Source organism: Vibrio sp. 970 (genome assembly GCF_033339075.1).
Genome location: NZ_JAWOTW010000003.1, coordinates 144,176 through 170,412, shown reverse-complemented (window position 1 = coordinate 170,412; position 26,237 = coordinate 144,176). Strand labels below are relative to the sequence as shown.

30 protein-coding genes are annotated in these 26,237 nt (G+C 42.4%); 11 read left to right on the top strand and 19 right to left on the bottom strand.

The annotated features are described in order from the left end of the window. The first annotated feature begins 6 nt into the window (after window positions 1–6). From R7Q11_RS05675 to R7Q11_RS05660, 4 genes are all read left to right on the top strand, one after another. Complete coding sequence (locus R7Q11_RS05675; protein ID WP_053303637.1) at window positions 7–888, top strand: DUF2861 family protein; 882 nt, start codon at window positions 7–9, stop codon at window positions 886–888. A 60-nt stretch (window positions 889–948) separates the two neighbouring features. Further along, window positions 949–2,070 (top strand): conjugal transfer protein TraF, encoded by a 1,122-nt coding sequence (locus tag R7Q11_RS05670; RefSeq protein ID WP_053349901.1) that lies wholly within the window; start codon window positions 949–951, stop codon window positions 2,068–2,070. Between the two features lie 41 nt (window positions 2,071–2,111). Then, the gene (locus R7Q11_RS05665; protein WP_005376257.1) at window positions 2,112–2,273 is read left to right on the top strand and encodes a YoaH family protein; all 162 of its coding nucleotides are present in this window, start codon (window positions 2,112–2,114) and stop codon (window positions 2,271–2,273) included. Window positions 2,274–3,147: 874 nt separating this feature from the next. Continuing rightward, window positions 3,148–3,537: a universal stress protein gene (locus tag R7Q11_RS05660; protein WP_017634770.1), complete on the top strand. Its 390-nt coding sequence runs from the start codon at window positions 3,148–3,150 to the stop codon at window positions 3,535–3,537. 90 nt (window positions 3,538–3,627) lie between these two features. Here R7Q11_RS05660 and R7Q11_RS05655 read toward each other — a convergent pair whose 3' ends face one another. Together R7Q11_RS05655 and R7Q11_RS05650 are read right to left on the bottom strand one after the other, a co-directional pair. Further along, window positions 3,628–3,840 (bottom strand): hypothetical protein, encoded by a 213-nt coding sequence (locus R7Q11_RS05655; protein ID WP_005376260.1) that lies wholly within the window; start codon window positions 3,838–3,840, stop codon window positions 3,628–3,630. 295 nt (window positions 3,841–4,135) lie between these two features. Next, complete coding sequence (locus R7Q11_RS05650) at window positions 4,136–4,975, bottom strand: LysR family transcriptional regulator (protein WP_225466266.1); 840 nt, start codon at window positions 4,973–4,975, stop codon at window positions 4,136–4,138. A gap of 81 nt (window positions 4,976–5,056) precedes the next feature. On the opposite strand from R7Q11_RS05650, the gene R7Q11_RS05645 reads away from it, so the two are divergent. From R7Q11_RS05645 to R7Q11_RS05630, 4 genes are all read left to right on the top strand, one after another. Further along, the gene (locus tag R7Q11_RS05645; protein WP_053307695.1) at window positions 5,057–5,407 is read left to right on the top strand and encodes a hypothetical protein; all 351 of its coding nucleotides are present in this window, start codon (window positions 5,057–5,059) and stop codon (window positions 5,405–5,407) included. 250 nt (window positions 5,408–5,657) lie between these two features. Continuing rightward, on the top strand, window positions 5,658–5,888 hold the full coding sequence (locus R7Q11_RS05640) for a hypothetical protein (protein ID WP_216624891.1): 231 nt from the start codon (window positions 5,658–5,660) through the stop codon (window positions 5,886–5,888). 84 nt (window positions 5,889–5,972) lie between these two features. Next, entirely contained in the window at window positions 5,973–6,347 is a 375-nt protein-coding gene (locus R7Q11_RS05635; RefSeq protein WP_318094402.1) for a regulator, read from the top strand. A 26-nt stretch (window positions 6,348–6,373) separates the two neighbouring features. Further along, window positions 6,374–6,847: a hypothetical protein gene (locus tag R7Q11_RS05630; protein WP_225466264.1), complete on the top strand. Its 474-nt coding sequence runs from the start codon at window positions 6,374–6,376 to the stop codon at window positions 6,845–6,847. Window positions 6,848–7,278: 431 nt separating this feature from the next. On the opposite strand, the gene R7Q11_RS05625 is transcribed toward R7Q11_RS05630, so the two are convergent. From R7Q11_RS05625 to R7Q11_RS05580, 10 genes are all read right to left on the bottom strand, one after another. Next, window positions 7,279–7,422 carry a hypothetical protein gene (locus R7Q11_RS05625; RefSeq protein ID WP_080369130.1) on the bottom strand — a complete coding sequence of 48 codons (144 nt, stop codon included), beginning with the start codon at window positions 7,420–7,422 and terminating at the stop codon, window positions 7,279–7,281. Continuing rightward, entirely contained in the window at window positions 7,422–8,807 is a 1,386-nt protein-coding gene (locus tag R7Q11_RS05620; protein ID WP_053303055.1) for a zonular occludens toxin domain-containing protein, read from the bottom strand. The genes R7Q11_RS05625 and R7Q11_RS05620 overlap by 1 nt, the downstream gene beginning before the upstream one ends. A 4-nt stretch (window positions 8,808–8,811) precedes the next feature. Continuing rightward, on the bottom strand, window positions 8,812–9,156 hold the full coding sequence (locus R7Q11_RS05615) for a DUF2523 family protein (protein ID WP_017636216.1): 345 nt from the start codon (window positions 9,154–9,156) through the stop codon (window positions 8,812–8,814). A gap of 1 nt (window position 9,157) precedes the next feature. After that, window positions 9,158–10,672, bottom strand: coding sequence for a hypothetical protein (locus tag R7Q11_RS05610; RefSeq protein WP_225466263.1), 1,515 nt, complete (start codon window positions 10,670–10,672; stop codon window positions 9,158–9,160). Between the two features lie 168 nt (window positions 10,673–10,840). Then, the gene (locus R7Q11_RS05605; protein WP_017636218.1) at window positions 10,841–11,086 is read right to left on the bottom strand and encodes a hypothetical protein; all 246 of its coding nucleotides are present in this window, start codon (window positions 11,084–11,086) and stop codon (window positions 10,841–10,843) included. Between the two features lie 5 nt (window positions 11,087–11,091). Next, window positions 11,092–11,322 carry a hypothetical protein gene (locus R7Q11_RS05600; RefSeq protein ID WP_005477619.1) on the bottom strand — a complete coding sequence of 77 codons (231 nt, stop codon included), beginning with the start codon at window positions 11,320–11,322 and terminating at the stop codon, window positions 11,092–11,094. 3 nt (window positions 11,323–11,325) lie between these two features. Beyond that, window positions 11,326–11,685 carry a DUF1293 family protein gene (locus R7Q11_RS05595; RefSeq protein ID WP_017636219.1) on the bottom strand — a complete coding sequence of 120 codons (360 nt, stop codon included), beginning with the start codon at window positions 11,683–11,685 and terminating at the stop codon, window positions 11,326–11,328. A gap of 3 nt (window positions 11,686–11,688) precedes the next feature. Continuing rightward, window positions 11,689–12,837 carry a replication initiation factor domain-containing protein gene (locus R7Q11_RS05590; RefSeq protein ID WP_238970906.1) on the bottom strand — a complete coding sequence of 383 codons (1,149 nt, stop codon included), beginning with the start codon at window positions 12,835–12,837 and terminating at the stop codon, window positions 11,689–11,691. After that, complete coding sequence (locus R7Q11_RS05585) at window positions 12,821–13,036, bottom strand: hypothetical protein (RefSeq protein ID WP_005477640.1); 216 nt, start codon at window positions 13,034–13,036, stop codon at window positions 12,821–12,823. The genes R7Q11_RS05590 and R7Q11_RS05585 overlap by 17 nt, the downstream gene beginning before the upstream one ends. Before the next feature lie 2 nt (window positions 13,037–13,038). Next, window positions 13,039–13,344, bottom strand: coding sequence for a hypothetical protein (locus tag R7Q11_RS05580; protein ID WP_069501899.1), 306 nt, complete (start codon window positions 13,342–13,344; stop codon window positions 13,039–13,041). A 183-nt stretch (window positions 13,345–13,527) separates the two neighbouring features. Between R7Q11_RS05580 and R7Q11_RS05575 the strand changes: the two genes are divergently transcribed. Then, a complete protein-coding gene (locus R7Q11_RS05575; protein WP_045346885.1) occupies window positions 13,528–13,896 on the top strand; it encodes a DUF3693 domain-containing protein in 369 nt (122 codons plus the stop codon). A gap of 222 nt (window positions 13,897–14,118) precedes the next feature. On the opposite strand, the gene yciH is transcribed toward R7Q11_RS05575, so the two are convergent. From yciH to R7Q11_RS05555, 4 genes are all read right to left on the bottom strand, one after another. Continuing rightward, window positions 14,119–14,430 carry a stress response translation initiation inhibitor YciH gene (yciH, locus tag R7Q11_RS05570; RefSeq protein ID WP_005376292.1) on the bottom strand — a complete coding sequence of 104 codons (312 nt, stop codon included), beginning with the start codon at window positions 14,428–14,430 and terminating at the stop codon, window positions 14,119–14,121. A gap of 1 nt (window position 14,431) precedes the next feature. Then, window positions 14,432–14,818 carry a DUF3319 domain-containing protein gene (locus tag R7Q11_RS05565; RefSeq protein ID WP_005376294.1) on the bottom strand — a complete coding sequence of 129 codons (387 nt, stop codon included), beginning with the start codon at window positions 14,816–14,818 and terminating at the stop codon, window positions 14,432–14,434. Window positions 14,819–14,946: 128 nt separating this feature from the next. Then, window positions 14,947–15,936 carry a D-alanine--D-alanine ligase gene (locus R7Q11_RS05560; RefSeq protein WP_225466262.1) on the bottom strand — a complete coding sequence of 330 codons (990 nt, stop codon included), beginning with the start codon at window positions 15,934–15,936 and terminating at the stop codon, window positions 14,947–14,949. 149 nt (window positions 15,937–16,085) lie between these two features. Next, on the bottom strand, window positions 16,086–16,655 hold the full coding sequence (locus tag R7Q11_RS05555; RefSeq protein WP_005390018.1) for an SPOR domain-containing protein: 570 nt from the start codon (window positions 16,653–16,655) through the stop codon (window positions 16,086–16,088). A gap of 236 nt (window positions 16,656–16,891) precedes the next feature. On the opposite strand from R7Q11_RS05555, the gene R7Q11_RS05550 reads away from it, so the two are divergent. Further along, entirely contained in the window at window positions 16,892–19,525 is a 2,634-nt protein-coding gene (locus R7Q11_RS05550; RefSeq protein ID WP_085569030.1) for a bifunctional acetate--CoA ligase family protein/GNAT family N-acetyltransferase, read from the top strand. A gap of 77 nt (window positions 19,526–19,602) precedes the next feature. Here the strand turns inward: R7Q11_RS05550 and R7Q11_RS05545 are convergent, their stop codons facing one another. Next, a complete protein-coding gene (locus R7Q11_RS05545; protein ID WP_017634152.1) occupies window positions 19,603–20,490 on the bottom strand; it encodes a LysR family transcriptional regulator in 888 nt (295 codons plus the stop codon). 231 nt (window positions 20,491–20,721) lie between these two features. Between R7Q11_RS05545 and R7Q11_RS05540 the strand changes: the two genes are divergently transcribed. Beyond that, complete coding sequence (locus tag R7Q11_RS05540) at window positions 20,722–22,860, top strand: TonB-dependent hemoglobin/transferrin/lactoferrin family receptor (RefSeq protein ID WP_225466261.1); 2,139 nt, start codon at window positions 20,722–20,724, stop codon at window positions 22,858–22,860. A 335-nt stretch (window positions 22,861–23,195) separates the two neighbouring features. On the opposite strand, the gene galE is transcribed toward R7Q11_RS05540, so the two are convergent. Both galE and R7Q11_RS05530 read right to left on the bottom strand, forming a co-directional pair. Beyond that, window positions 23,196–24,212, bottom strand: coding sequence for a UDP-glucose 4-epimerase GalE (gene galE, locus R7Q11_RS05535; protein ID WP_005386320.1), 1,017 nt, complete (start codon window positions 24,210–24,212; stop codon window positions 23,196–23,198). 54 nt (window positions 24,213–24,266) lie between these two features. After that, the gene (locus R7Q11_RS05530) at window positions 24,267–26,225 is read right to left on the bottom strand and encodes a diguanylate cyclase domain-containing protein (protein WP_222712622.1); all 1,959 of its coding nucleotides are present in this window, start codon (window positions 26,223–26,225) and stop codon (window positions 24,267–24,269) included. Between the last annotated feature and the right edge of the window lie 12 nt (window positions 26,226–26,237).

The window sequence follows — 26,237 nt, the reverse complement described above, 5'->3', positions numbered from 1 at the left end:
GTCGTAATGAAAATACTACTCCCTGTAGTTCTCTCATTAGCGTTAGTGAAACCAGTCCATGCAATGGACTGGTTTCAAACTAACACGCCTTTAACACAGGCACATCAACACTTACTTGAAGATGATCTTGCGGGTATGTTCAACTCTCTTGTTGAACTCTGGCAAACGGAACCAAGTAAAGATTTGACTCCTCACCTTAATGATCTTCTTGGTCAGTCACTATCTAAAAACTGTGGCAAGGCTCTCACTGGTGTAACGCTGCCTGATTGGATAAGTGGTGTGAACGTTATTCGTCAGACTATTCAAAGCCCTGGGCGAGATACATTTAGATTGGTAATCAAGCTAAGAGCTACAACTGACATCGAAAATATTTCATTTAATCGATGGGTGGATGATTCTATATCCGCGGACAGTTCATTCAGCTATGAACAACAGCCGAACGGGACAGAACTTGCCAACGAGCGTAGTTACTCGAAACGCTATAACTTAACCGGTAAGCTTGAAGCTGGTTTATATCACTTAACCGTTGTTTCTACTGATAAACAAGAGTATCGAACTTGGGTAATACTTGGAGATTCAAACTCTTCTCAATATGTTCGTTGGACATCTAAAGAGAATTGGAAAGTAGAAAAGAGCGCACTTCGTAATCCCCATTGTCCATTACCGCAACTTGAAGTCGGTTTGTATGACTACATTGATGGCCAGTACGAGCAAATGTGGAAAAAGACTTACGAGTCTAACTATCCAAATTCATTGGAGCTAGCGGGTGTCCCAAACGATAGATACGTATTGGCGGTAAGTATCAATAGTCGCCGTTGGCAGGGCGATATAATTGTTGAGCAGGCTCAAACTATTAGCCGAACCTATGATCTTTCCCAGGAAGAATAGTTAAAGAAATACTACTTGTGCCGATAAAGGTTCAGGACGAACTAAAATCACAAGTGTAGTATGAAAAACAAATATAAAATTCTTGCCACTTCTGTTGCTACTATTCTTTTCGCTAATGCTGCCTCTGCTGCTACTTATGCGATAGAGGCTCGTAGTGATGCAATGGGTGGTGTTGGTACCGTATCAGCAACTTATCTAACTGCGCCTTTTTTCAACCCCGCTCTTACTGCGATTTATCGTCGAAATGACGATGCAGGCATGATCGTGCCAAGTTTTGGTGGCAGCTACGATGATCAATATGATCTAGTTGATGAGATCGAACGCATCAGCAAATTAACAGACGTCGATGAAATCAAAAAATCGATGGATGCTATCGATGGGAAAAAGACAGACTTTGATCTTGGTGGTGTCGTTGCCATTGGTATCCCCAACAAATTCTTATCTGCAACTGCATACGGTAAGCTATACACTGAATCATTCGTACAACCAAATGTTGATACCTCGGGTACTAATCCATTAGATGATAGCTATGTACAAGGTGTTTCTATTGGCGTGGCTGAAGCTGGTATTTCACTTGCTAAATACACTAATTTCATGAACCAACACCTTTCTTTTGGTGTTACTCCTAAACTTCAGCGTATATACACGTACTCATACGCCACGAGTTTTCAGAATTTTGATACTAAAGACTTACGTGAAAATGAGACCGCGGAAACGATGTTTAACTTAGACGCAGGCGCACTTTGGTTCTTTGGCCCATATCGTCTCGGTATTTCAGCGAAAAATTTGATCGGAAGAGACGTTAAAACAAAATCATTCCAATATGGCAGCGATACGATAAAATCATACGAATATAGCATGCGTCCTGTATACACCGTTGGGGCAGGGATTGTTGCCGATTACTTTACGATGAGTGTTGACTACGATCTTAACGAAGAAAAACGTTTTTCATCCTTTGATGATAATACGCAAATGATTCGAGCTGGTATTGAATTTGATATTTTGCGTCAAATGGCATTACGAGCAGGGTATATGAAGAACTTAGCTCGAAGTAAGGACGAAGGAACCATTACTGCTGGTATCGGGTTGTCTCCACTTAAGTTGTTCGAATTGGATATCGCAGCTCAGTACACAAACGAGAACGCTATGGGTGCATCCATTAATTTCCTTGCTACCTATTAATTGAATCGTTATAGTCAGCTCCTCAAAATGAGGAGCTTTTTATGTTTGACGATTTACCCCCTCTATCTCACCAAGAACAACAACAAGCTGTAGAGAGAATTCAAGAATTGATGGCGAAGGGCACAAGTACTGCAGAAGCTATCAAAATTGTTGCCGAACGGATTCGTTCTGAGTACGCAGAAAAACAACAGCAACAAAACTAATCAATTCATGGACAGGGCATACGCCCTGTTTTTTTGCCTTTCTATTTTCTATTCCTTTACACTCCCAAACACCACCCTGGTTACGCTGTAACTAAAATTTACTATACCTCTATGATTGTAATCTTGTGCAATTACCTTTAAAACTAAATAGCGGGTTAGTAAAATTTTACCTCATCATATTAACCTTGGCTTACACAGTGCAGGTAGTTAGGCATTTTTTAAAGAACTTATAAGTTAAACTCTATTATATCAATTGTTTACCTCGGTCTTTTAATCTGCCAACCATATTGGTCGCGATTGATCTTGTAATTTAATTACAAAGCCCAAGAGAGCTTCGTTCTCAGACAGAAGATTATGCTAAAAAAAGAAAAAAAGAGACACCGTAACTTATAACGATAATTAAACTAGAGTTATTAAATAAGCGATATAAGAACAGTAAGCACTCGCAGACATATGTAATAGATGAATCGAAATTCATCTTATTGAGCTGCTTTTTTAGCCGAAATACGTCTCCTGGATTTGAGCGGAGCGTTACATATTGAATATGCTTAATCTAAAGTAGTTTTACTAAACTAGGCGACGTTGAAGTGGGTAATATGAATCCTCAAGAGTAGTAGAAATCAAGAGCAGTAACGCGCATTACAACGTAACGTTTCCTGGCATCCTTCCTGTTAAATAGTCCGATAATTAGAGAAGAAATTGGAAAAACATCGTTGATCTTTGGATGAGAGGAAGCAACAAGGTTGTAATGAAAACTATTTGCCTGTTTTACACTAAACTCCTTTAACTATCATGTAGCAGTAGTTTTGATGTTGTGTTCGCTCTATGTGGACTAGACTTAATATGAGAACAAAAACTAACCTAGGGAGGAATGATGGGTTATAAGCACGTTTTGGTTGCTGTCGACTTATCTCAATCTAGCCAAGCCGTTATCGAAAAAGCAATAATGCAAGCAGATAACTCAAGCAGCAAACTCTCATTTGTTTACGTAGATGTTGATCGCATAGTCATGGAAGCGAAGGAAGAGCAAGAATTGGAAAGAAGGCTGCAAGAGCTCGCTGATAAATGCTTATATCCAGTAAACGAGACCATGGTAGTAATCGGCGATCTTCATATAAAACTATCGGGAATCGTCAAAAAAGAGGGGATAGACTTAGTTGTATGTGGTCATCATCACAACTTATTGAGTCGCTTTTTTTCATCGATACCAAAGGTTGTGAACGAGGTTGAAGCTGATTTATTAATCGTCTATTTAGACGAGTGATCGACAACTCTTGTTCGCACTCATCATTTTTTGTCACTAACAAGCCGAACGTTTATGTTCGGCTTGGTGTATCGGTGATAATAAAAGTTTTTAGCCAGGAATGATTGATGCCTCATGAGATAAAACAGATGCAGACTCCGCGTTTGACTGCAGATCAAAATGTACGTTAACTTGCACGCCTTCTCGCTCAAAAGTGACATCATCAAAATCGGTCATAGCGATTTTGAATCCATTTCTAGCAAAAAAGCCAGTCACCATAGTTCGCTGCTTAATTTCTAATGCAGACGCGAGTAGCTTATCCATGGCATTCTCCTTGGTTATTGTGGGGATATGGGTAGAAGATACACATAGATTGGTATGAAATCAATTTTATATAAAGTTGCTTTTGATGAAAATTTTAATGTAAGTCAATCTATCATTTACCCCACGTGATTTATTCCACGCAAAACCTTGATAACAAAGCGGAAGAGCATCCCACATTGTGATAGCAAGCATAAAGATGGGGGGTTAATAAATGCCGCTGAAATAATATGTTACAAAAATTAGCGTTAGGCCTAGTTGAGTAGACAACGCAAAATTCTAAATCTGAACAACCGCCCTAAAATGACTCTCTCTTCAATACTTGTGATAACTCAGACCGAATAAAAGTAGATATCTCAGCTAGCTTTCTTGGCAAAGGGTTTTGATAAGGGTAGGCAATATACATGGAACGTTCTATATCAAAAGTTTGCGATATTCGGATGTTTTTGTCTATATAGTTACTTTTAACAAGATAGTTTGGAATGACACCAACCCCAACTCCCTCAGAAACAAAGTTTATTAAAATAGAGGTGTTATCAACTTCGATAACATCAGTATATTGATTTTTAATTGATTCCTTATTCGAATGATGTTTGTAGATTAATAGTGTTTTGTTGTTGGCATTACTTACCCTAGATATCAAAACATCACTATAATCACCAATTTTATGTGCAATAAGAGTGTCATCAATAACATTATTAAGCCTAATCGCTAAATCTACATTGCTTTCTAATAAATTTTCTACATTGTTACTTGACGATATTTCAAAATCAACTTTTGGATATCGTTCTTTTAAGTCTTTAAGAACAGAACCAAAAATAGAAGAGGCTATAGAGTTGGGCATTGTGATTTTAAACTTTCCATCAATGCATTCACTCAACGAGCTAGCTCTGTAATTTAACTCGTGCAAACTCTCTAACGTCTTGATAGCAAGCTCTCTAATGCTTTCGCCATGATCAGTTAAAACGAGTTTCCTTGTTGTTCTGTGGACGAGTGTTACGCCAAGTTGTTTTTCTAATGCTGCTAGCTGCCTGCTGACTTGAGCTTTCGACTTTCCAAGTTCTTTTGATGCCGATGTAAGAGAGAGGTGTTTACAAATGGCTGCAAAGCAGATCAGCTCATTGTTCATCAATTCCATGATTGTTACCTTTTTGCAACTCTGAGTCACGTTGTCTTTTAACTGGTGGGAAAGTATAACTTGCATCATCGGAGGGGGACAATGATATTTAAAAGCCGCCATGAAATAATGGCAGACTACTATCTTAATAAAACCATATTGGATATTAAGTTAAACCAATATCCTGAAGAAATTAACTCAATCGGATTAAATATAGAAAATAAAGATTTAAAAATAAAAAATTTGTCTCGTGAAATTACTAAGTTGGATTCGGGTGATTTAATTCTTGATTGTGCATCATTGATAATGACTCATTCTATATCGGAAAAAGTAATAATAAAAGTAGAAATTGACTCTTTAAATTATAAAGTTAAACGTGTGAGGATATTTAAATATGAAGGCTGCAATACAAAATTCGAAAAGATCTGTTTATCAGAAAGATACATTGTATAGAATAATAAATAATATTAGTGCTTTGTATACCAAATCACTAGTAAAATTATTTGGTGAAGAGTTGAGAATCCATCATTGCAAACATAAGATTAATGTAAGAACCACTAACGAGTTGAGTGAGCATATGAAGAAAGATCTAGGTATAGATTGAAAAGTAGAGAGTTACATCTGTTAGATTCCTTGTTCCTATAAAGGTAATCTAGTACTTATACGTTTGGGTTAAGCAAATGCGTGTCCATGTTGACTCATATTGAATGAGCAAGACGCAGAACCAACGTGTACTGTGTTGAACGTAACTCAAGATACAATGAAGGAGCTTAATCAGCCACACGGTTTTAAAGTTGATGACTGGTTATTATCAAGTTGTCGCTGTGGTGAAATCGAAGTTCACGGTCCATACAAGACAGCTGATGAGGCTTGCAAAGCAGCAACAGCCAAATACGGTGTAACTAAACTGACTTCATCAATGCTAATCTTCTAACTCTTAAGTTCGTATTATGCGACGTTATGTTGAATAATGTTTCATATCAATTACATATACACCCTTTTGATTATCAGGGTATATATGACGAACTTTCGAAAAATGAGCAAGAATTACGTTTTTCGTGAATTTGAGTGTGGTTTAAGTGTAGAAGAAGCAGCAAAACTATGTTTTAAAAGTGTGAGGATGGTCAAATTATGGGATTCAGGGAAGCCCATTCCACCCGAATGCAAACGGCTAATGAGAATGACCAAGGGGAGGGAACTAGCCACCTCGGAAGCTTGGGAAAATTTCAAAATGCATAAAGACACGCTTGAACTACCAACAGGACAACTAGTTACACCCCAAGAGATCCTTACTGGAATAGCTTTACTTGAAATTCAGTCACCTAGTGACGCAGGAACACTTACAAAACTCATGAAGTATGCTAGATGTATAGCAGGGATAAAAAATAAGTAGCATATATTTGAAGGGAAGGACTCTAAATGAAAAAAACACTTGTGATGTTAACTTTGCCTTTACTCATGCCTTTTCCAAGTCTAGCGAACTTTGAAGGATTTACAGAGAAGAGCTACTCAAACGAACAGTACTTAAGAACGCATTATACTGAAAGCAATCACTCTCAATTTCACATTGGATGTGGGAGAGGCTCTGACCATAAACTATTCAGCCTTGTCGGACTTAAACACAACAGCCTTTATGACTGGAGTGGTGTTACAAATATGAAGCTTTCAATTGACGGTGGCAAAGTATTGTCAATTAAAGGTGGGTCGAACAAGTATGACGATATGTTTTACTCAAGTGGTTCAACTGATTTGTTGATTCGAGAAATGTTAACTGGAAAATTGTTGGAGGTAAGCGTAATTGATAATGAAGAGGAAAAAATACGCTTTTCACTGGAAGGAATAGAAGACGCGTACACAACGCTCAAAGATAAGTGTAACTTACCCAAGAGCTAATTATTAAGCCGAGCAATCACTGTTCGGCTTTTTTGTATCAGAGCACAAGGTTAGTAGTGAGTGGGAATTTACCCCCGTAATACAGATTCGGGGGTTTGACCTCCCGCCGCACGTCGCGCAATCGTCCTAGCCCGTCCTCACTTGCTCCGCGCGTCCGTCGGAGAGAACCCAGAAAAGAAGAATAAGCATTGCTCGACACTCGCAAAGCTTTGATGTTGCAAGTATGCAGCGTTCCAGTAGGTTAACGCGCCTTTGGTGTGGATAGTCTCTGCGAGGCTGGTCTAGCAGGAAGGAGGGCGGCAGCATCCAAGTGGCTTTGGGCTGCTAACCGCGCCGATTAAGTGATGGGGTTAGGTTTTGCTAAGGTGGGCGGCTTGGTGCCTCGTCGTCGCTCCGCAACTCCTTATCCCTGCGGGGCTGGCACCTTGCCTTTAATTGAAGTAGTCGACCAGTTTACCTAGGAGGTATCTGGAAAGGTCATACACGAGCACCACTATGACTGCATTCACTATCGAGAGATGATCAAACAACTCGATGATTTCAACGAGCTGTCCATGCGTTACGTATTCATTCATTAGGTTTCGTCTCCACTAAACAAACCGCCAACGGGTTTGAGTTCAATATCTTGCTCTTGCCGTTGTGCATATTGCTCATACGGCGAACACGTGACATAGAAATTGGATGCGCCGCGAGACAGCTGGACGAGGCAATCGTCCAGATATTCCATCTTGACGCCCAACTTATTTAGGAATCCGTCATCGAGGTAAGTCACACCGCGTGGTGTGACAACCTCAAAATGCACGTTGACGTGTATCGAGGTGGCTTTGTGCCAACGTTCCACGGCAGAAACATAGATACTCTCTGAGTTCGCCAGTGGGAACCAAGCAGGAACGGTGCCTACGTCATGATAAGACTCATTCCCGCAACCAGAACCCGTACAGCCAGAACCACTAGAACCCATGACAGAACCAGGCGAACTAATTTGACCAGGACGTGCTTGACCTTGCGAAGTCGAAACGCCACTTTGCTGCGAAGTTTGATGAAGCTGCGTTCCTTCCGCAGTTGTCGTCTCAGAATCAGAAACCATACCAATAAGCGCATAAACTAAGTACCCAAATGAAAGCACGACCAGTGCCATAGCTGCTAAGAATTTCGGGTTAAGAAAGATGTTCTTTCCAAGCCCCGACTTGGTGATTTGCCCCGTGACGGTCGAGGCGTAGAGTAGGTGAACATCAAGCGGCACCTTGAGGTTATAAACCACATCGTCTTTGCTTGGTTTGGTGACCGTTCGAGTTGGGTCATGCTCCAAGATGCGCGGTTTACGGTTGGAAAAGAAGATCCCATCTTTACCCTTATGTTGCTTGGCCAACTCCGCGACACCTTTTAACTCTTTCGGGATTTGAGCAAAGTCAGGCGTGAGCAACACAATGTCCCAGTTGTAGTGCCGGTGCTCCATAAAGGCGTTGTTAAAGTTCTCGGGATAGATGATGCGTCCTTGCTCATCAAAACGTGTGCGTTGGCAATCGTCTATCTCGCCATTGTCCAAACTGGATGTATCAATCGTTAGCCAACGAGAGTGAAACAGCTCGGAAAATCCTTCCGGTAAGTGAGGCTCAAAGTCAGTAAAAGGGCGCTTGTGTATGTTCGCCATTTTGAAACCTGCATTGACCGAGAAGATTTGCTGACACTCATCAATGAGGATGAATGCCCCAATGGGTGCCCAACAGAAGAAGTATTTCCAAAGCTCGAAGCCTTCAGGATTGCGAGAGCTAATGCGAATGAGCCGAGCTGTATCAGGAAACTTCTCACCAAGGCGTTGTTCAATCACTTCAAGTGGCTGCATGCCATGAATGTTGGTAATGCAAATTCGACCTTCACGCAGTGCAGGCAGTAAGTCAAACCACACGGCGCAAGCCGATTTGTAAGAGCCACCGTGACCGTATCGAAATGAAGTAGCCATTCAATCACCAGTTAAAGAAACGCATAACTAAAGACGTAGCGAACGCATCAAAGATGACACGTAGCCCAGAGGTGACGCCGTATTCGGTCAAGATATAACGGACGTCAGAGGGAAGCGCATTAAAGCGGTCTTCGACAAGCGTATAGACGCCATATTCTTCGAGCAGCAGCTGGGCAATCTTGAGTGCGATTTGTATCGAGGCAATCTTGATATCGAACCATACTGAGATAAGCCACATCGCGCCGTATTCAAACACGTTCTTTATCCATTCAATCGCCACATCAAAGAAGTCGAGAAAGGTTTGCCCAATGTTGGCAATAAACTCTAATGCTGAGTAGATGTATTCCATGTTATTTACTCCGATTACCAAACAGAACCCAAAGGGCGATTAAGGCACAAATGAACAGCACGACAGGGCGCACATACCCCGATACCGCATCAAAACGCTGTAGTCCTGATTCAACGGTTGCGCCTTTGATGTTAAAAGACTTGTCGCTTAATGTGCCGTTATTGAAGTTGGTGCCGATAGTGATTAAGCCTTTGATGTCGTCCACATAGCCTTGGATGTATTCGGCTTTTTCATCTATCGTGGTTTGCAGGATGGCAAAGTCTTCTGCCGTGAAGATTTCGCCAGTGATAGCGGTGCCCGTAGGTGTACCAAACTCAGAGCCAGTCAATAGACCCTCAATCGCATTTAAGCTGCTATCGAGTTCGCCCACGGAATCACCAAGCCCTTTTAAATCGTTACGAATACCAATGGTCGCGTTGGTATTGTTGTTCACCGCCGTAGTGATGTCGCCGTTGGCCTGTTGGATGAGTGCCTTGGTGTTTTTATAAATCTTGTTGTCATTGATTTGCTGCTCTTGAATGGCTTGAGTGTTATCAACCAAAGAGCCTTTCACATCAATGACCGCGTTGGTGATGTCCGCGTGTGACTGGTTGATATCGACGTTAAGATCATGAATGCCTTTGTTCACATCCACGTTAAGCCCTTTAATAGCAGAAAGGACAGCCGTGTCTGTCGATTCATCCGTATCAGGGTCTTCTACATCCGGTTCATCATCGACGTCACCGGGATTGATCGTGTTTGTTGAATCATCGGGTAGGACACTTGGGTCTTCAATCTCGCCTGTTGGGTCGTCAGGGTCATGGGTTGGGTCTTCCGGTTCATCGGGTGGAATGATGGGTTCATCCGGTCCCTTATCGCCCCAAAACAAAGTGCCACCTTCACACTGACGACCAGTGAACGCGAACTTGAGAGAACATTGAGAGTCGGGCGTGTACTGTCCATCAGGAACGCCAGTACAAATAATGGTAGATTCGTTTTTGGTCATTTCGCATCGAGTGGCACCGTAGTCACCGTAGCAAGCGCCCGTCACCAGTTCGCCGTAAACCGCAGGGTGCCAATGCAATTTCACCGTATCACCAATGGACTGTTTGAACTGGCAAGCGTCCATACATGAGCCGTCAGGATTCTCCCCATACTCACACGGAGGAACGATGGGTTCACAGGTGACACCGTCACCATCATTTATCAATTCATAGTCAGCTGGACACTTAGCCGTATCATGACGGAACCATACAGTTTGAATTTTTGGGAAAGAAGAACTGTCGGTATTACACATTATACGTAAGCCGAACTCATCACTATCCATGTAACATGACGTAGTAGAGAAGTCCTTGTATCGAACAAACTTATTTTCATAACAAGAGACATAAGAATAAGGGTTAACTCTCATCCCCCTAGACAGTTTGCAGTCGGGATAAGCGATAACATCCCTCACAGAGTAAGTAGGTTGAGCTGCGCTTGCATGCCATGACAGGAACAAGCACGAAAACAAAAGTAAAACGAGTGACTTATTCACATTTGCACCATTAAAAAAGGGAGCCGAAGCTCCCTTATCCGTTGATTAGTGAGTATTGATGCCACTCACAAAGCCGTGGAGGAATGCCCCCGCAAAGGCAACACCTAGAACGATAGCGAGAACATCTCCAAGTAAATTACCCGATAAAGGAGGCATAGAGGTGAACCGTTAGCGACGCAAGAAGCCCACAACCATGGTCACACCAAAGCCCAGTGCAGCCATACCAATTAGACCCGCCACAACCAGTGATACGTTAGCTTGACCACCGGATACCGCAGAGTTGATTGCGCCCGTGATATCGACTTCAGCGAACGCCGGAGAGACAGACGCGGCCATAAGAGCAGCGCCAGCTGCGGTCTTTTTGTTTACTACTGCGTGTTTTACGTTATTTACAACAAGTTCTAGTTTTTTCATAAGATTTACCTTTTACTCATAAGGCGAACAACACGACCCACCCAGTGACCAACGACCATGTTGATCAAGAGCACGCCACTGACATACAGGAACAAGTCACCGTTAAAGAGGACTGGTTCCTTATATTCTTGGTAGTCCACCGCCGAAATCAGCACGTATTCTTGGCAATCCGCAACAGGCGTTTTCGTTGCTTTCAAATTGCCATACTGGTTAACGACGGTGACGCATACAGACATTTTTTAGCCTTGAACGGGTTTCATTGAAGCCTCGAAGTGCTTCTTAATTTCTTGGTCGACTGGAATAAGCTCAGTCACGATAGCGCCCGACAATGGGTCTTCTGGGTTAATCTCCAAGCGCAATTGGTATTCACGGCGAGGAACGAGAGCACCAGTGCGCTCAAGAAGCAGGGCATATTCATGGTCAATCATCAACGGTTGATCCCATTGGGGATTCACATCACCCGATTCACCGATAGTGCGGCGTTTGAATTTCTCCGAGTTGATTTCACGTAGAGGACGCGATACGTTCAGTTGAGCACTGTCACCACGAGCTGAGTTCCAAGTGATATCCATGCCAAGTACAAAAACGGATTTAGCCATTTGTTAAGTCTCCAATATGTGAGTCACCAACTTGCCGTAGGTATCGGGGAAGGTGAATTTAGTTCCATCACGGACAAGGGAACCGACCACGGTTTCAATGTCGCCCTCATGGAATTCGATTAAAGAGTTCAGAATTTTCCCGTACTGGCGACGCATCCAGTGCGCAGAGGCCAACAGGTCTAACGCCGCGCGTTTCGTCGGGACAGGTTTGGTATTGAATTTCTTAGCGGTAGAAATCGAGGCTGCGAAATCATTGAGCGCGGCATACGCGCCAGCCGGATTCAGCAACACATCAACATTCCATTTTTTAAGCTCGACTTCAGAGCGATACCAGACAAGGCCAGTGTTCGCGAGTTTCTGCTCAAGCGCCTTATTGTAGATACGCCAGTAAATGCGCGAGGTACGCGAACCAATTGAGTATTGCTCTTTGGTGTAAATCGGTTTGCCGTCTTTGCCGATACTGGCAATGGTCATATCTTCATGAAGCACAGGACCACGGCCACGTTCAGCGGTGCGGAAACAGTCGTCACGCCACGCCTTGTAAGCGTATTCGCAATCAAAAATCCCGTCGTAATCGTCATAGGCCAAGTCAACACGCGCCAGAGTTTGCACACCAAGTACATTAGTCAGCCAGTCATGCAGCGACCACGCAGGACGACGGGCAAATACATGCTTGCATCCCGTTCCGTTGATTTGGAAATGCACCGTGTCATTGTTACCGCCGATACCAACGAAGCCGCAGAAGTCCTCACCATCTGGCGAAGTCAGCTTCATGGATTCGGTGTAGAACTGGAAACCCAAACCGCGAGGCGCAGACAGCGACAAACCTAGCACTTGATTGGTGAAGATGCGCAAGCAGTCTTCCAAATAGTTGCGGTAACAGATATCAAAGGCTTTGTTGTACGCTTCAATGTCTTCTGACGTCTTAGCAACCGTCGGATTAAACACAGGTGGAGCAGGGAACTTAGGCGCTCGACAGTGACGCTGTAACAGTCCTGATTTGGCAAAGCCTTTGTATTCCTCATGCTTGTGCAATCGACGAACCGCATCATGACAATGGCGTAAGTCTTTAACAGCAAACGTAAAACACAAGTAATCAATATGAACGCTTTGCTCATCGAAACTTTTAAGGATGTTAGTTGCAGTAGTCATCAAACACCCCCAAATTGATACGTTGTTCAACGGTCGTGTTGGTGATGGACACCAACTCATAAGAAGTGAACTGAGAGGAAGCCCAAGACTCAAGATGAGACATGGATTTAAGCAAATCCCATTCGTCGCAACCTTTGACCAACACAGAAACCGTGTAGTCAGGCAGCAAGTCGTAATAGATGATTTGAGCTTCGTTCATGATTACTGAGCCTCTAAAGCCGTCGCTTTTGAAGGTGTCATGCCTAAGAAACGACAGAGAACTTCATGCTCGTCAGATTCAAAGCGAAACTCGTAATCGCCAACCGAGAGATAACCAAAAGACTCTTTGTTGTTTTCGAATGTGCTAATGCAGTAGCCAAAATGATTGAAAGGAACAACGACTTCTTCAAAGATGTCTGTTGTAGTGATGTAGCACAGTTTGAAAGCAGGAACGTGAGACACTGCGAAATGACGAAGCGTTAACGTTTTAACGTTGACGTTTTGAACTTCAGTTTCCAATACGACCATAACAACCACCTTGACTAGTTGAGAGCGACCGCCGAAGCCAAGACGTAAGCGTCAAGGGCAAACGCCCCAAGCCAAGGCGGTCTTAATTACGATTTGTCGTAAGTGTAATTACGGATTTTCGTAATTGCTAGATGCGAATTTCCGTAACTACTAAGCTAAAATCAAGAAAACGGAGGTAGTCCCATGTATCAAAGTGAGCTGTTAGATGCCTACAAAAAGGCGAAAAACTACGTACAAGACAAGCAAATCGCACATGATTTGAATGTAAACGCGTCCAGAATCAGCGAAATGCGAAAAGGAAGACGCTATATATCTGATTCAGAAGCAGTTTTTCTAGCGGAGAATTCAGGAATTGACCCAGAGATAGCTTTGTTGGGATGTCACGCTGATCGCAACGAAAATCCACACATAAAAGGAATGTGGGAAAACATTGCAAAAAAGTTTAACGGGCTAGGATTATCAAGTATTTCAATGGTTTGTGGCATGTTTGCGTTGTGGCTTGGCGACCTTAAAGTAGCTATAGCTAAGTGCGCATTATGTATATTATGTTAAATTGCATGTCGCCGTACGCTAAATGCTGTCTAAGTATGCTCCTATTCCCCTGCAGATTTTAAATTTAAGGGCCTTACTGTGAGCATTAAACATAATGGTTATTTACCATAAAATAGCTAATATCGATCTATCAATCTACGATTGCTTGCTCTTCAATTAGCAACTTATAAAAAATGGCGTCTATTTCTTTAGACGCCATTTTTGTTTACTGGAAATATTAAATTAGCCACCGGCTAATTTGACTGTCATGCCTTTCTTTTCAAGATGTGCCTTGATCTTGTCTCTAGCATCACCTTGAATCTCGATATTGCCATCTTTTACAGAGCCACCACAGCCACAGACTTTTTTGAGTTCTGCCGCTAATAACTTTAAAGGTGCATCATCCAAGTCTAAACCTGTAACAATGCATACGCCTTTACCTTTACGGCCTTTCGTTTGGCGCTGAATCCGAACAACACCATCGCCTTTAGGGCGAGATACTTTTTCTTCTTCCGGTTTAATTCGACCGGTTTCTGTTGAATATACCAGAGTCATTCTATTGTTTCTTTTGTTGTTGAGCTTGCATCGCTTTTTGCTTTGCAACCAAATAAGCTTCGATATGGCGTTGAATAGCGGCTTTACTGCCCTTAATCAGTTTACCATTAAACATACAGTACCAAGAGTTAGGTTGGCCTGTATCGTTTTGAATAGTATAGCCGTTAAAGACCTCTGATTTTGCAACACCAGTTTGCTGCACTCTTTGTCCGAGTGAAGCAAACTCTTTGGGATCAATAATCGATGCGGTGTCACACCACCAATCAATGCTTTTCTTTACCGCCGTCAAACTGCCCTGTAAAACGTGGTTCTTGATTTTAACCTTCCAAACACTGCCATCTGATCCGACTGACTGCAGGTTAAAACCTCTATAATTTGAAATCGCCATACCACTGAGTCATCTGTTTAATGCGTTGATATAATCATAATTGCTACTGAGCAATATTCAAATACGGCTTGAATAATCCTTGCTCTAGAAAACAACTTGTATCATAAAACGCGTCTCGATAACGTTAATCACTTTGCACTGTTTATACAATCTTCCAAGAACTCATGAAATTTGTGCCCGTTGTTTTGAAGCATTTTAGGGAACATTGAGATCGGAGTCATTCCTGGAAATGTGTTTACTTCGTTTAAGTAAATCTCATCATCTTCCGTTAGGAAAAAGTCGATACGAGATAAATGACGAAGATTCATTTGTTTAAATACCGTCTCTGACGCGTGTTGGATGGAATCTAATTGTATTTGAGTTAGATTCTTCGCCTCAACTTCTGTGAGCGAGTGACTTGAACTGCTGTACTTTTCATCGTAAGAGTAAAAAGCACCATCAGGCGCGATGACCTCGCCTGGCTTAGTGATATGTAGTTGGCCATTCATCTCATATACAGCAACTTCAAGTTCTCGAGGTTTTACTGCTTTCTCAACCAACACTTGGTCAGAAAACCCAAAAGCATCATTTACTGCATTAGAAAGTTTGTCTTTTGCTGTGACACTGTAACAGCCAACGGAAGAGCCTTGACGAGCGGCTTTAACAAAAACTTTTCCCCATTTTTCAAAGGCTTTATGAGCTTGAGCGTGAGCTTCTTCATCGTTTCGCGTTAAGAATAAGTATGGCGTATTGGGTATGCCGATAGCGTCGTACCAAAGCTTAGATGTGATTTTATTGAAACTATTGCTACTCGCTTCTGGCCCGCAGCCAAGATAAGGAATACCTGCGATTTCAAACAGAGATTGAATGTCGCCTGTTTCGCCAGGAAAACCATGTATACAAGGCACGATGAAATCAATGGTTTGATTAGATCCACTTGAGCACAACTGCTTGGTATTGAGATCCAAGTAAACCAACTCACCTTGGTTGGTCATCCAACCTTCGTTTTTTATTTCTACGCGTGTAACGTGAACGTCTTCAATAAGATTTAGTTGTTGTTCGACAAAGTTTGCAGACAATAATGAAATCTCGTGCTCAGAAGAGCCACCGCCGCATAGTAAAAGAATATTTTTAATCATGAATCCATCTTTCCGTGACCTACAAAAGATACTATTTATTATGATAAACCTTTGAAGTGTGACGTACAGTAATTTTAATGTGAGGAATGTTGTTCGAATAGGATTTGAGCAAATAAATAAGGGAGCTATTCGCTCCCTTATTTGATGTGTTAATTTAATTTGTTAAGCGTTGGGTAAGCTGAGTTTTTGATTGCATCAATGCTTTTAACAAATGGTCTTAACTGCTGAAATTGAGCTGGCAAAGTCGAAATCGCTTGCTTGGCTTCTGCGCTTGTTGCGTAGTCTCCGTATAAAACTGAGAACCACTTAGTACCGTTTACAACTTTGTAGTTTTCCCAAATTGGCTGACCGTTCTGTGGCAGCTTATTTGCAAACTGATCGACTTTAGCTTGGCTACCCACAGCTGCGACTTGAATGGTATAGCCGAATCGTTGAATGCCAGCTTGCTTTTTACTTGGTGGTACGATCTTAACTGGCTTCGCCTGCTCTTTTGGCGTTAGCTTGACTACTTTCTTTTCTTCAGGCTTTGCCGTCATTTTCACAACAGTTGGTTGTACGTCTTTTTCTACTACAGCGTTTTCAGACGCCATAATTGGTTTAGAGATACGATCTGATTTGTAGTCCTCTCGGTAACTTTCTGAGGTCACATCCGTGATGTAAGTTTCAGATGCACAAGCAGAAAGCAGAACTGACAAGCCGATGATTGCGATTTTTTTCATGAAGTAACAAATGCTCTGGATAAATATTACGATAAATCATGCCGATAGCAGGGCCGTTTATCAAGCATCAAATACAATAATCTGTGATTTTGATGTGATGAATAACACAAACTCCATAAGCATCGTACACATTTTCTGCAATGTCTGGTCTGAAGATGTTTTATCAGTAAATTATTCGTTTATGATTGATATGAAACCGAGAAGCCAACGTGACTTACAAACGGCCAGGAGTCAGCATGAATAAACTACATAAACTCTTTAAACCCAACTCTGTGGCCGTTATTGGGGCATCTCAAAAAGCATTGCGAGCAGGACATGTTGTGATGCGCAACCTTCTACAAAGTGGATTTGGTGGCGCGATTATGCCAGTAACGCCGCGATATAAAGCCGTATCTGGCGTGATCGCTTACCCTGATGTAGCTTCCCTGCCCTATACGCCAGATATTGCAATTTTGTGTACGAACGTTTCACGTAACGAGCAATTGCTTAAAGAGCTAGATGAGAGAGGCACACCGTTTGCGATTGTTATCTCTGATGACCCTAATCCTTTAGATATCTCATCATTGAACATTCGAGTCTTAGGCCCAAACAGCTTAGGTATCATCCTTCCTTGGCACAATTTTAACTGCACGTTTTCCCCTGTTGCAGCTAAACCCGGAAAAATTGCTTTCATCTCACAATCCGCGGCGGTTTGTACCACGGTTTTAGACTGGGCAAATGATAAGAACATTGGTTTTTCTTCGTTCATTTCGATTGGGCGCGGACAAGATATCGATTTTGCAGATTTGCTCGACTATTTGAGTATGGATGGAAACACTGAAGCTATTCTGCTTTATGTTGATAATATCCAAGACGCTCGCCGATTTATGTCTGCTGCGCGCGCCGCTTCACGTAACCGACGTATATTGGTGCTAAAAGCGGGCCGCTCTAAAGAGATGAATACTTTTGAGCAGCAAGACGGAGATACACTTGACGTAATTTACGATTCTGCTATTCGCAGAACTGGTATGTTACGAGTCAGCAATACGCATGAGCTTTTTGCCGCGGTAGAAACACTCACGCATTCTGTGCCACTTCGTGGAGAGCGTTTAGCGATCATCACCAATGGCGGCGGCCCTGCTGTTATGTCCGTTGATACTTTGATTGAACGTGGTGGCCAACTCGCAACGCTTGATGACGCTTCCATTGAGCAATTACAAGCAGTACTTCCATCCAACTGGCGTGCTCGAAATCCAATTGATCTGTCTGGTGACGCAACCCAAAAACGCTATATTGATACCATTAACGCACTGATGAATAACGACTGTGCAGATGCGATATTGATTATGCATAGTCCTTCTGCTGTTTCTGATCCTCTTGAAACTGCTCAAGTCGTTATTAATGCCATCAAATCTCACCCTCGGCATAAGCATTTTAATATCTTGACCAACTGGTCAGGAGAACAAACGTCGAGAGAAGCGCGACTGGCCTTTACTCAAGCAGGCATTCCAACCTATAGAACACCTGAAAGTGCGGTTGTAGCATACATGCACTTGGTCGAATACAGACGAAACCAGAAACAACTAATGGAAACGCCAACGACGGCAGAGCCATTACATTCTGGAAGTGTGAGTTCAGCAAAAGAATGGGTAAACGAACGACTACTGGATAAAAACACAGTCACCTTGGATACGCATCAAACCAGCCCATTATTTAAGCTGTTCGGGTTTAACGTTTTGCCTACGTGGATTGCATCTGACGACATTGAAGCTGTTCATATGGCAGAAAATATTGGATACCCTGTTGCGGTTAAATTACGTTCTCCAGACATTCCTCATAAATCGGATGTTCACGGTGTCGCTCTAAATTTAAGAAACAGTCGAGAAGTTTCCAACGCAGCGCTATCCATTTTAGATACCGTAAAGCTCAGTTACCCTTCCGCCAATGTACATGGGCTGTTAGTACAAGGGATGGCAAAGCTCGGCAGCGCTGAAGAGCTACGGATTAGTATTGCAGTAGATAAAGTCTTTGGACCAGTGATCTTGCTTGGTCAAGGCGGCTCTGAGTGGAATATCGCCCAAGATGCCGTCGCTGCACTTCCTCCTTTGAACATGACGCTTGCGCGCTACCTTGTCGTTGTTGCCCTAAAGTCTGGAAAGATTCGCCTGCAGAAACACAAAGATGCGCTCGATATTACTGAGTTGTCGAAGTTCTTGGTTCGTATCTCCCAAATGGCAGTTGAGTTACCAGAAATACAAAAACTGGATATCCATCCAGTACTGGTGTCCGGAAGCGATTTAACTATCCTTGATGCAGATGTCACACTGTGTAAGTACGAAGGAGACGCCCAAAAACGGCTAGCGATTCGCCCTTTCCCGGCAGAGTTTGTCGAAACGGTGACGCTTCGAGATGGCCAACCTATCCTGCTTCGCCCTATCTTGCCTGAGGATGAGCCGCTGCATGCTCAATTCATTAATAGCGTATCGAAAGAAGATCTCTATAAGCGTTTCTTTTCTGAAGTTGGAGAGTTCAACCATGAGGCTTTGGCAAACTTTACTCAAATCGACTACGACCGCGAAATGGCGTTTGTTGCGGTAGCGTTTAATACTGACGGACCGTCTATCATAGGGGTAGCCCGCGCATTGATTACACCAGACAATAGTGACGCTGAGTTTGCTATTTTGGTTCGTTCAGATTTGAAAGGAAAAGGTTTAGGCAAAGTGCTGATGCAGAAAATAATCAGCTATTGCAAAATTAAAGGCACAAAGCAAATGTCTGGAATGACCATGCCAACAAACAGAGGAATGTTGATGTTGGCTCAGAACTTGGGGTTTGAGATCGATGTCCAGTTTGCAGACGGTACGGCAGATATGGTGCTCCCTTTAAATTGAAAAGCGCAGCATTAGCGATGACTTTTACTTCTTACATTCGATAATCAATGGGAATCTAAGAAGTAAAAGTTACGTTGTTACTTTAGTTTCCAATTCTTTTTTAAGTACTGAATACACCAGGATTTTGCCTCACCCATAGTGTTCCGGCGCCATGCCAAAATAATATCCATCGGCTGTTCTTCAGTGCCTTCGATTCGTTTCAATACACCACTATCAATAAGAGGTTGTGCAATTTGGCTTGGTAATGTACCAATGCCTAAACCTGCAGTTAGCGCTTCTACTTTTGCCGTAAAGTTGGTGACGGTCAAGCGAGGTTGTTTTTGAATGATATTAATTGAGAGCGCGGGTTGCTCACGTGCGGTATCTGCAATAGCAATAATCCGATACTTTTCTCGCGCTGCTTCATCAAACTTACCACTACGCTTGTGAACATAGTGATCAGCGGAAGCTACCCAATACATACTCATTTTACCAATTTTTTCTGACTTAACTTCTTGAGGGAGCGTATCCAGTGATGGGCAAATCAGTAAATCAGCTCTCCCCGTATTCAACGACTCCCAGCTACCAGCCAGAATCTCCTCTTGCAGCCTGACTCGAGTTGAGCTGACCTCGGCCAGCGCATCAACCATCGGGAAAAAGTTGGATATAGGAATAATGCCATCGAAGGCAATGGTAATATCCAGTTCCCAGCCATTCGCCAATAACGTTGCATCGTTCACTAACTTTTCACTGGCTTGTAAAATGGCTCTTCCTCTTTCAAGAATAAGCTTACCTGCTTCAGTAAAATGGGCTTTGTGACCAGAGCGATCGAAGATAATAATGTCTAAGTCTTGCTCGAGTTTCTGGATTTGATAGCTCAGCGATGACGGGGCTCTGTCTAACTCATTCGCAGCAGCAGCAAAACTCCCTCTTCGATCAATAGCATCTAGAATATGGAGTGCTTCTAACGTAATTGGACTCTGCACATGGCCTCTCTTAATGTGATATTTATCACATTCATTGTATTTGGATGAACTTATCAAGAACTAACGACAAATTATATAACATATTGATAACTAAAGACTAGGAATGCTAATAGCCTAAGAAGAAGATTCAATACAAATCAATAAATGACAATGGTAATGATAGTAATTACTATTTAGATCCATTAATATCCGCGTGTTGTTACCTATTATGGATCTAAGGTATTGAAGCCAATGTATAAAAAATCAATTTTGTCAGCCTCCATTTTAGTTGCCCTTTCCCATACTGCTTATGCGGAAGAAGCTTCTAAGTTTGAAGAAGTCGTTGTGTCGGCCACCCGTACCAACCAAACCATAAACACTGTTGCTGCTTCTGTTGCTGTTGTATCAGAGAAAGACATCGAAGAAAACATGGTAAAGGACTTGAATGATCTATTCGAGTATACGCCAGGTGTTACTGTTAATGGCACTCAACGCCAAGGCGTCCAAAGTATTAACATTCGCGGGATGGAAGGTAAACGAGTTAAAATCTTAGTAGACGGTGCATCTCAACCAGGTGTATTCAGCGGTGGACCATATTCGTTTATCAATTCTAGTGCCGTTACTGTCGACCCCGATATGCTAAAGAGTGTCGAAATTGTTAAAGGAGCAGCTTCTAGCCTACATGGTAGTGATGCAATTGGCGGTGTTGTCGCATTCGAAACAAAAGATCCGAAGGATTTCCTCAAAGATGGTAAAGACTTTGGTGGTCAAGCTAAACTCTCTTATTCATCGGAAGATAACTCTTTTAGTGAGCATGTAGCTTTAGCAAAGCGTTTCGGTAATACAGAAGCACTTATAGCCTTTACACGCCGTGATGGTGCAGAGCTACAAAATTTCTCTAAGGCGCCTTACGATAACTATTCTGTGGACAACCAAGATTATTACAAAAACGATCTATTGGTAAAACTTCAATCTCAATTGAATGACGCTCATCGCTTGGAGTTCTTGGGAGAAGTTATTTACAACGAGACTGACTCAGAGATCGCACATAAAAGTTACAAAAACTTCAACGCTGAAGACACAACCAAGCAAAATCGCATTGGGCTCAAGCACATTTGGTTTGCAGATGCAGCTATCTCGGATACGATCACGTCCAAGCTTACATGGATTGGTAAAGAAGAAAACGGCGTCTCTAATCGCTTTATCGAAGCCAGCCCAGGTTACCCACCTTACGTACCGCCTAGTGGTGACAACCAACAGAAAAAAGATTACGAATATACTGAAGACAAATTTGAATTCGAAACTCAGTTAGATAAAGAGATTCAAAATCACTATATTGTTTACGGAATATCGTACAAACATAGTGACATCAGTAATACCAATCGCGAGTTTAATTCCGATCTTGGCACGCCAGATACTGTTTACGTTTACACACCGGATGCAAAAGAAGAAAGCTTTGGTTTATTCTTGCAAGATGAAATTTCGCTTCTTAATGACAAGCTAATTCTGACTCCAGGTGTGCGTTACGATTACTTCTCTACTAATCCTTCAAATACTTCTGAAGAGTCATTCGAGAAGTTTAGCGACTCTGCATTAACTGGTCGTTTAGGAGCAACTTACTCTGTATCGCAACCTGGCACGATCTTCGCGCAAGTGAGCCAAGGGTTCCGAGCGCCATCGTTCGACGAGCTTTACTACACCTACGATAATCCGGCTCATGGCTATACCAACCGCCCTAACCCAAATTTGGGATCTGAAAAGAGTTTGTCTTATGAACTTGGTTACCGTCATAACACTGCAGCGTCTGCAACTGAAGTAGCGTTCTACTACAGTGATTACAGTGACTTTATTGAGCAAACGTCATCAAACAATGGTGGTTTAACTGAATTCACAAATATCAATATTAGTGAAGCAAACATTAAAGGGGTTGAGCTCTCTAACCGTCTTGATTGGCATGCCATTGCTGGTCTTCCATCAGGCGTGACAACTCGCTTTGTTGCAGCATACACAGAAGGTGAAGATGGTGATGGTAATCCTTTGAACAGTGTAAACCCATGGAATGCCGTAGCTGCTGTAAATTACGATTCACCAAATGCACTTTGGGGGACAAGCCTAAAAGTAAACTACACGGCTAAGAAATCGAACAGTGATATCAACTCTGATGGTGATAAAGGCGGAATCAAAGACCAAGTTGCTTTGCCGTCTGCGACAGTCGTTGACTTAACGGCGTACTACAAACCAATGAAAGATATAACCATTCGTGCTGGTGTTATGAATCTAACGAATGAAGAATACCATCTTTGGAACGATGTTCGCGGTAAGACTGAGTTAAGTCGAGACAAAACGCAAGCTGAGCGTAATTATAACATTAGTGTTAAATACGAGTTCTAAACCTTAAAAACACAAAAGCCAGCGTAATGCTGGCTTTTTTTATGGCTTTCATTTCAAAAATGTAAAGAAAAGTATGAAAAATGAAAGTTTACTGTTTTGCCATCTCTTTTTTCACCATTACTGCTGCTGCAATGATGAAAGTGATGATCAGACCGAGTTCCATGAACTACCCCAATAGCTATGAGAAAATTTATAACCCAAATTAAGAGTCGGGCATAGTTTAACAGCTCTATATATACTTGCTACCTTTTAACCAGTAATTTACGATTTTTTCCGATTTGGATCAAAAAAGACGCAATCACGCGCCTTTTTGTTACTATTGTGTAAATTAAAGATTAGGCGTCTGGATAACCTTGAGGGTTAGTAGACTGCCAGCGCCATGTATCGCCAGTCATTTCTTCTAGAGTGCGAGTTGCTTTCCAACCTAACTCATTCATCGCTTTTGATGGATCCGCCCAACACTCTGCAATATCACCTGGACGACGCTCAACAAGTTGGTATGGGACATCTTTACCACTTGCGGCTTCAAATGCTTTCACCATGTCCAGTACACTGTAGCCGTTACCAGTACCGAGGTTATAGATATGAAGGCCAGCTTTGCTACCTACTTTTTCTAATGCAGCAACGTGACCATCGGATAAGTCCATTACATGAATATAATCACGTACGCCTGTGCCATCTTTGGTCGGATAATCACTACCAAACACAGAAAGGAACTCTCTTCGCCCTACCGCAACTTGAGAAACAAACGGCATTAAGTTGTTTGGAATACCTTGAGGATCTTCACCTAGCTCGCCTGTTGGATGTGAACCTACCGGGTTAAAGTAACGAAGAAGTGTAATGCTCCAGTCAGGGTTCGCATTTTGGAAGTCGGTTAAACACTCTTCTACCATTAATTTGCTGCGACCATATGGGTTAGTTGCGCTAGTTGGAAAGTCCTCTGTGATGGGTACAGAAGCAGGATCACCGTATACAGTCGCTGATGAACTAAATACCAACGATTTAACTCCGGCTTCACGCATTGCATCAACCAATACTAAAGTGCCATTAACGTTGTTGTCGTAATACTCTAGGGGTTTTGCTACAGACTCACCGACGGCCTTTAAACCTGCAAAATGGATAACAGCTTCAATATTGTGTGACTTTAGTGCTTCTACCATCGCCAATTTATCTCTGATATCGGCTTGAATGAAGGTTGGCTTTACACCACATACCTTTTCAATTCGATCTAATACCGTAGATTTACTGTTGTACAGGTTGTCTAGAATCACTGGCGTCATGCCAGCTTCGATCATTTGAATACACGTATGACTACCGATATAGCCCATACCACCCGTAACGAGTACTTTCATTTTATTATTCCTTCTGACGCGAATTGGGTTAGTTTAAAGCTTTGACGTTACGATTTAAACTGTCTCTTGTAATTCGCATCCCATTAATATTGCTTGGCCTTTTCCGGCTTTCTTTGCTTGATACATTGCCGTATCCGCACTTTTTAAAACTCGAGTAGCATCGCGCTCATTTACGCCGACTAATTTTACGCCGATACTAACGCCAACTTTGAGTAAGTGACCTTTGTACTCAATTGGAGCACATATGCTCTCGAGCAACTGTTCTGCTATTCGGGTGACCACTTTTTGATTGGCGGGATTTACCAACATGACAAATTCATCACCAGAAAGTCTTGCGATTAAATCACTATGTCTCGTCGCAGATGTTAGACGCTCGGAAACTTTTTTCAAAACTTCATCACCTGCATCATGACCGTAGGTATCGTTAACTTCTTTAAATCCATCCAGATCGAGGTACAAAACTGCAAATTCGTCACGCAAGTATCCAGAGCGTTGTACTAGTTGTTCCAACTCTAAATGGAACTTAGATCGATTGGCTAACCCCGTTAAAGCATCGTGATGAGCTAAATGCTCTAATCGTTCCATCTCTTTTGCGCCGGAAAGGTCGGTAAGAACAATAACCAGATCATAGAAACCATAGTCTTCACACTTAACGATACGATTGACTCGAGCAAACATCGGTACAAACTGACCAATATGGTTCTTCTCGATAACTTCACCTTGCCAAACGCCATAATTTTCTATCGACTCGATGATACTAGGCATCATTTCCTGTAACTTGCGCCACTTTAGCGTTTGGATGAATGACTTCCCAATAAGCTGATCCACCTCTAAGCCGACTAACTTAGTGACGGCAGGGTTTACCATCGTAATGACACCGCGATGATTAAGAACAATGAGACCATCTTGGCTGCTTTCAAAAACACGTCCCGCAACACGTTGCCGGTTTATGGCTTCTTCAATTTCGGTGATATCTTGAATCGAAAACAGTAAGTATTCATGTGTCGAGAGGCGACGACTGGTTAGGCTCAACTGCTGTTCGTTATCTGCATTTTTGAGGTGAATATCATCGCACTCTAGGCCTCGACTCAGGATCTGACTCAGCTCATTCGGTGTTTTGGTTTTAATTAGATCACGAATATTGGCGTATTTAAGTTCATCTAATTTTTTTTGAAATATTTGCTGGGTCGCCGTATTACAATGAATAACACGTCCGGAATTGTCTGTAATAACTAATGCATGCTGAATAGATTCGATAACCTCTTCTGAAAATGCGCGCTTTTGTTCTAGTGTGTCTAGCGAATGTTGCCGCTGCTTCTCACGTACTGTTAACCTATTCATCATTTGATTGAAAGATCTCGCGAGCTCTCCAATTTCATCGTTGGCGTAATAGCGTGCTTGATTTTCCGTGCTTCGTCCGTGTGTCACATTCTCTATTAAGCGGCTAAGCTCCATAACGGGCTTGAGAACAAGCCTCTCGATACTTATGTAAAAAACAGTGCCACCAGCGATCAGAAACAGAAGAAGTAAAGCGCCATCTTGAAGTAAAGATTGTATGGCTTCTACAATTGGGCGATGAGAAAGCGTAACTCTCATGCTACCAATGACATAGCCATCATGGATAATCGGCTCTAGAACATAAAGAAATTTGGTTGATAAGGCATAGCCTAGAGCGTGCAACCTACTTCTTTCGGTTTGACTTGGAACGGGTGCTAGTGCCCCACTTATCTCCATAACAGCGAATGGTTGGTCATCTTGGTCATAAAGTTTGACCCGCGTTACATTTGGCTGGTTTAAAAAGTTGGCGAGAATAGTTTGAGCTTTTTGCTTGTCCTTTGTTGTCAGCGCATCTTTAATTGAGAAAGAAACATTGTTAATCAGCTTTCTTGTCTGCTCGACCAGTTCATGCTTAGACGATTGGTATACAGTATACGAGGTGTAACCTTTTGAGATAACAAAGATAGCCGTTAAAAAGACCAGAAGAGGCCAAATAAGCTTCGCTCGTAATGACATATATATTCCTGT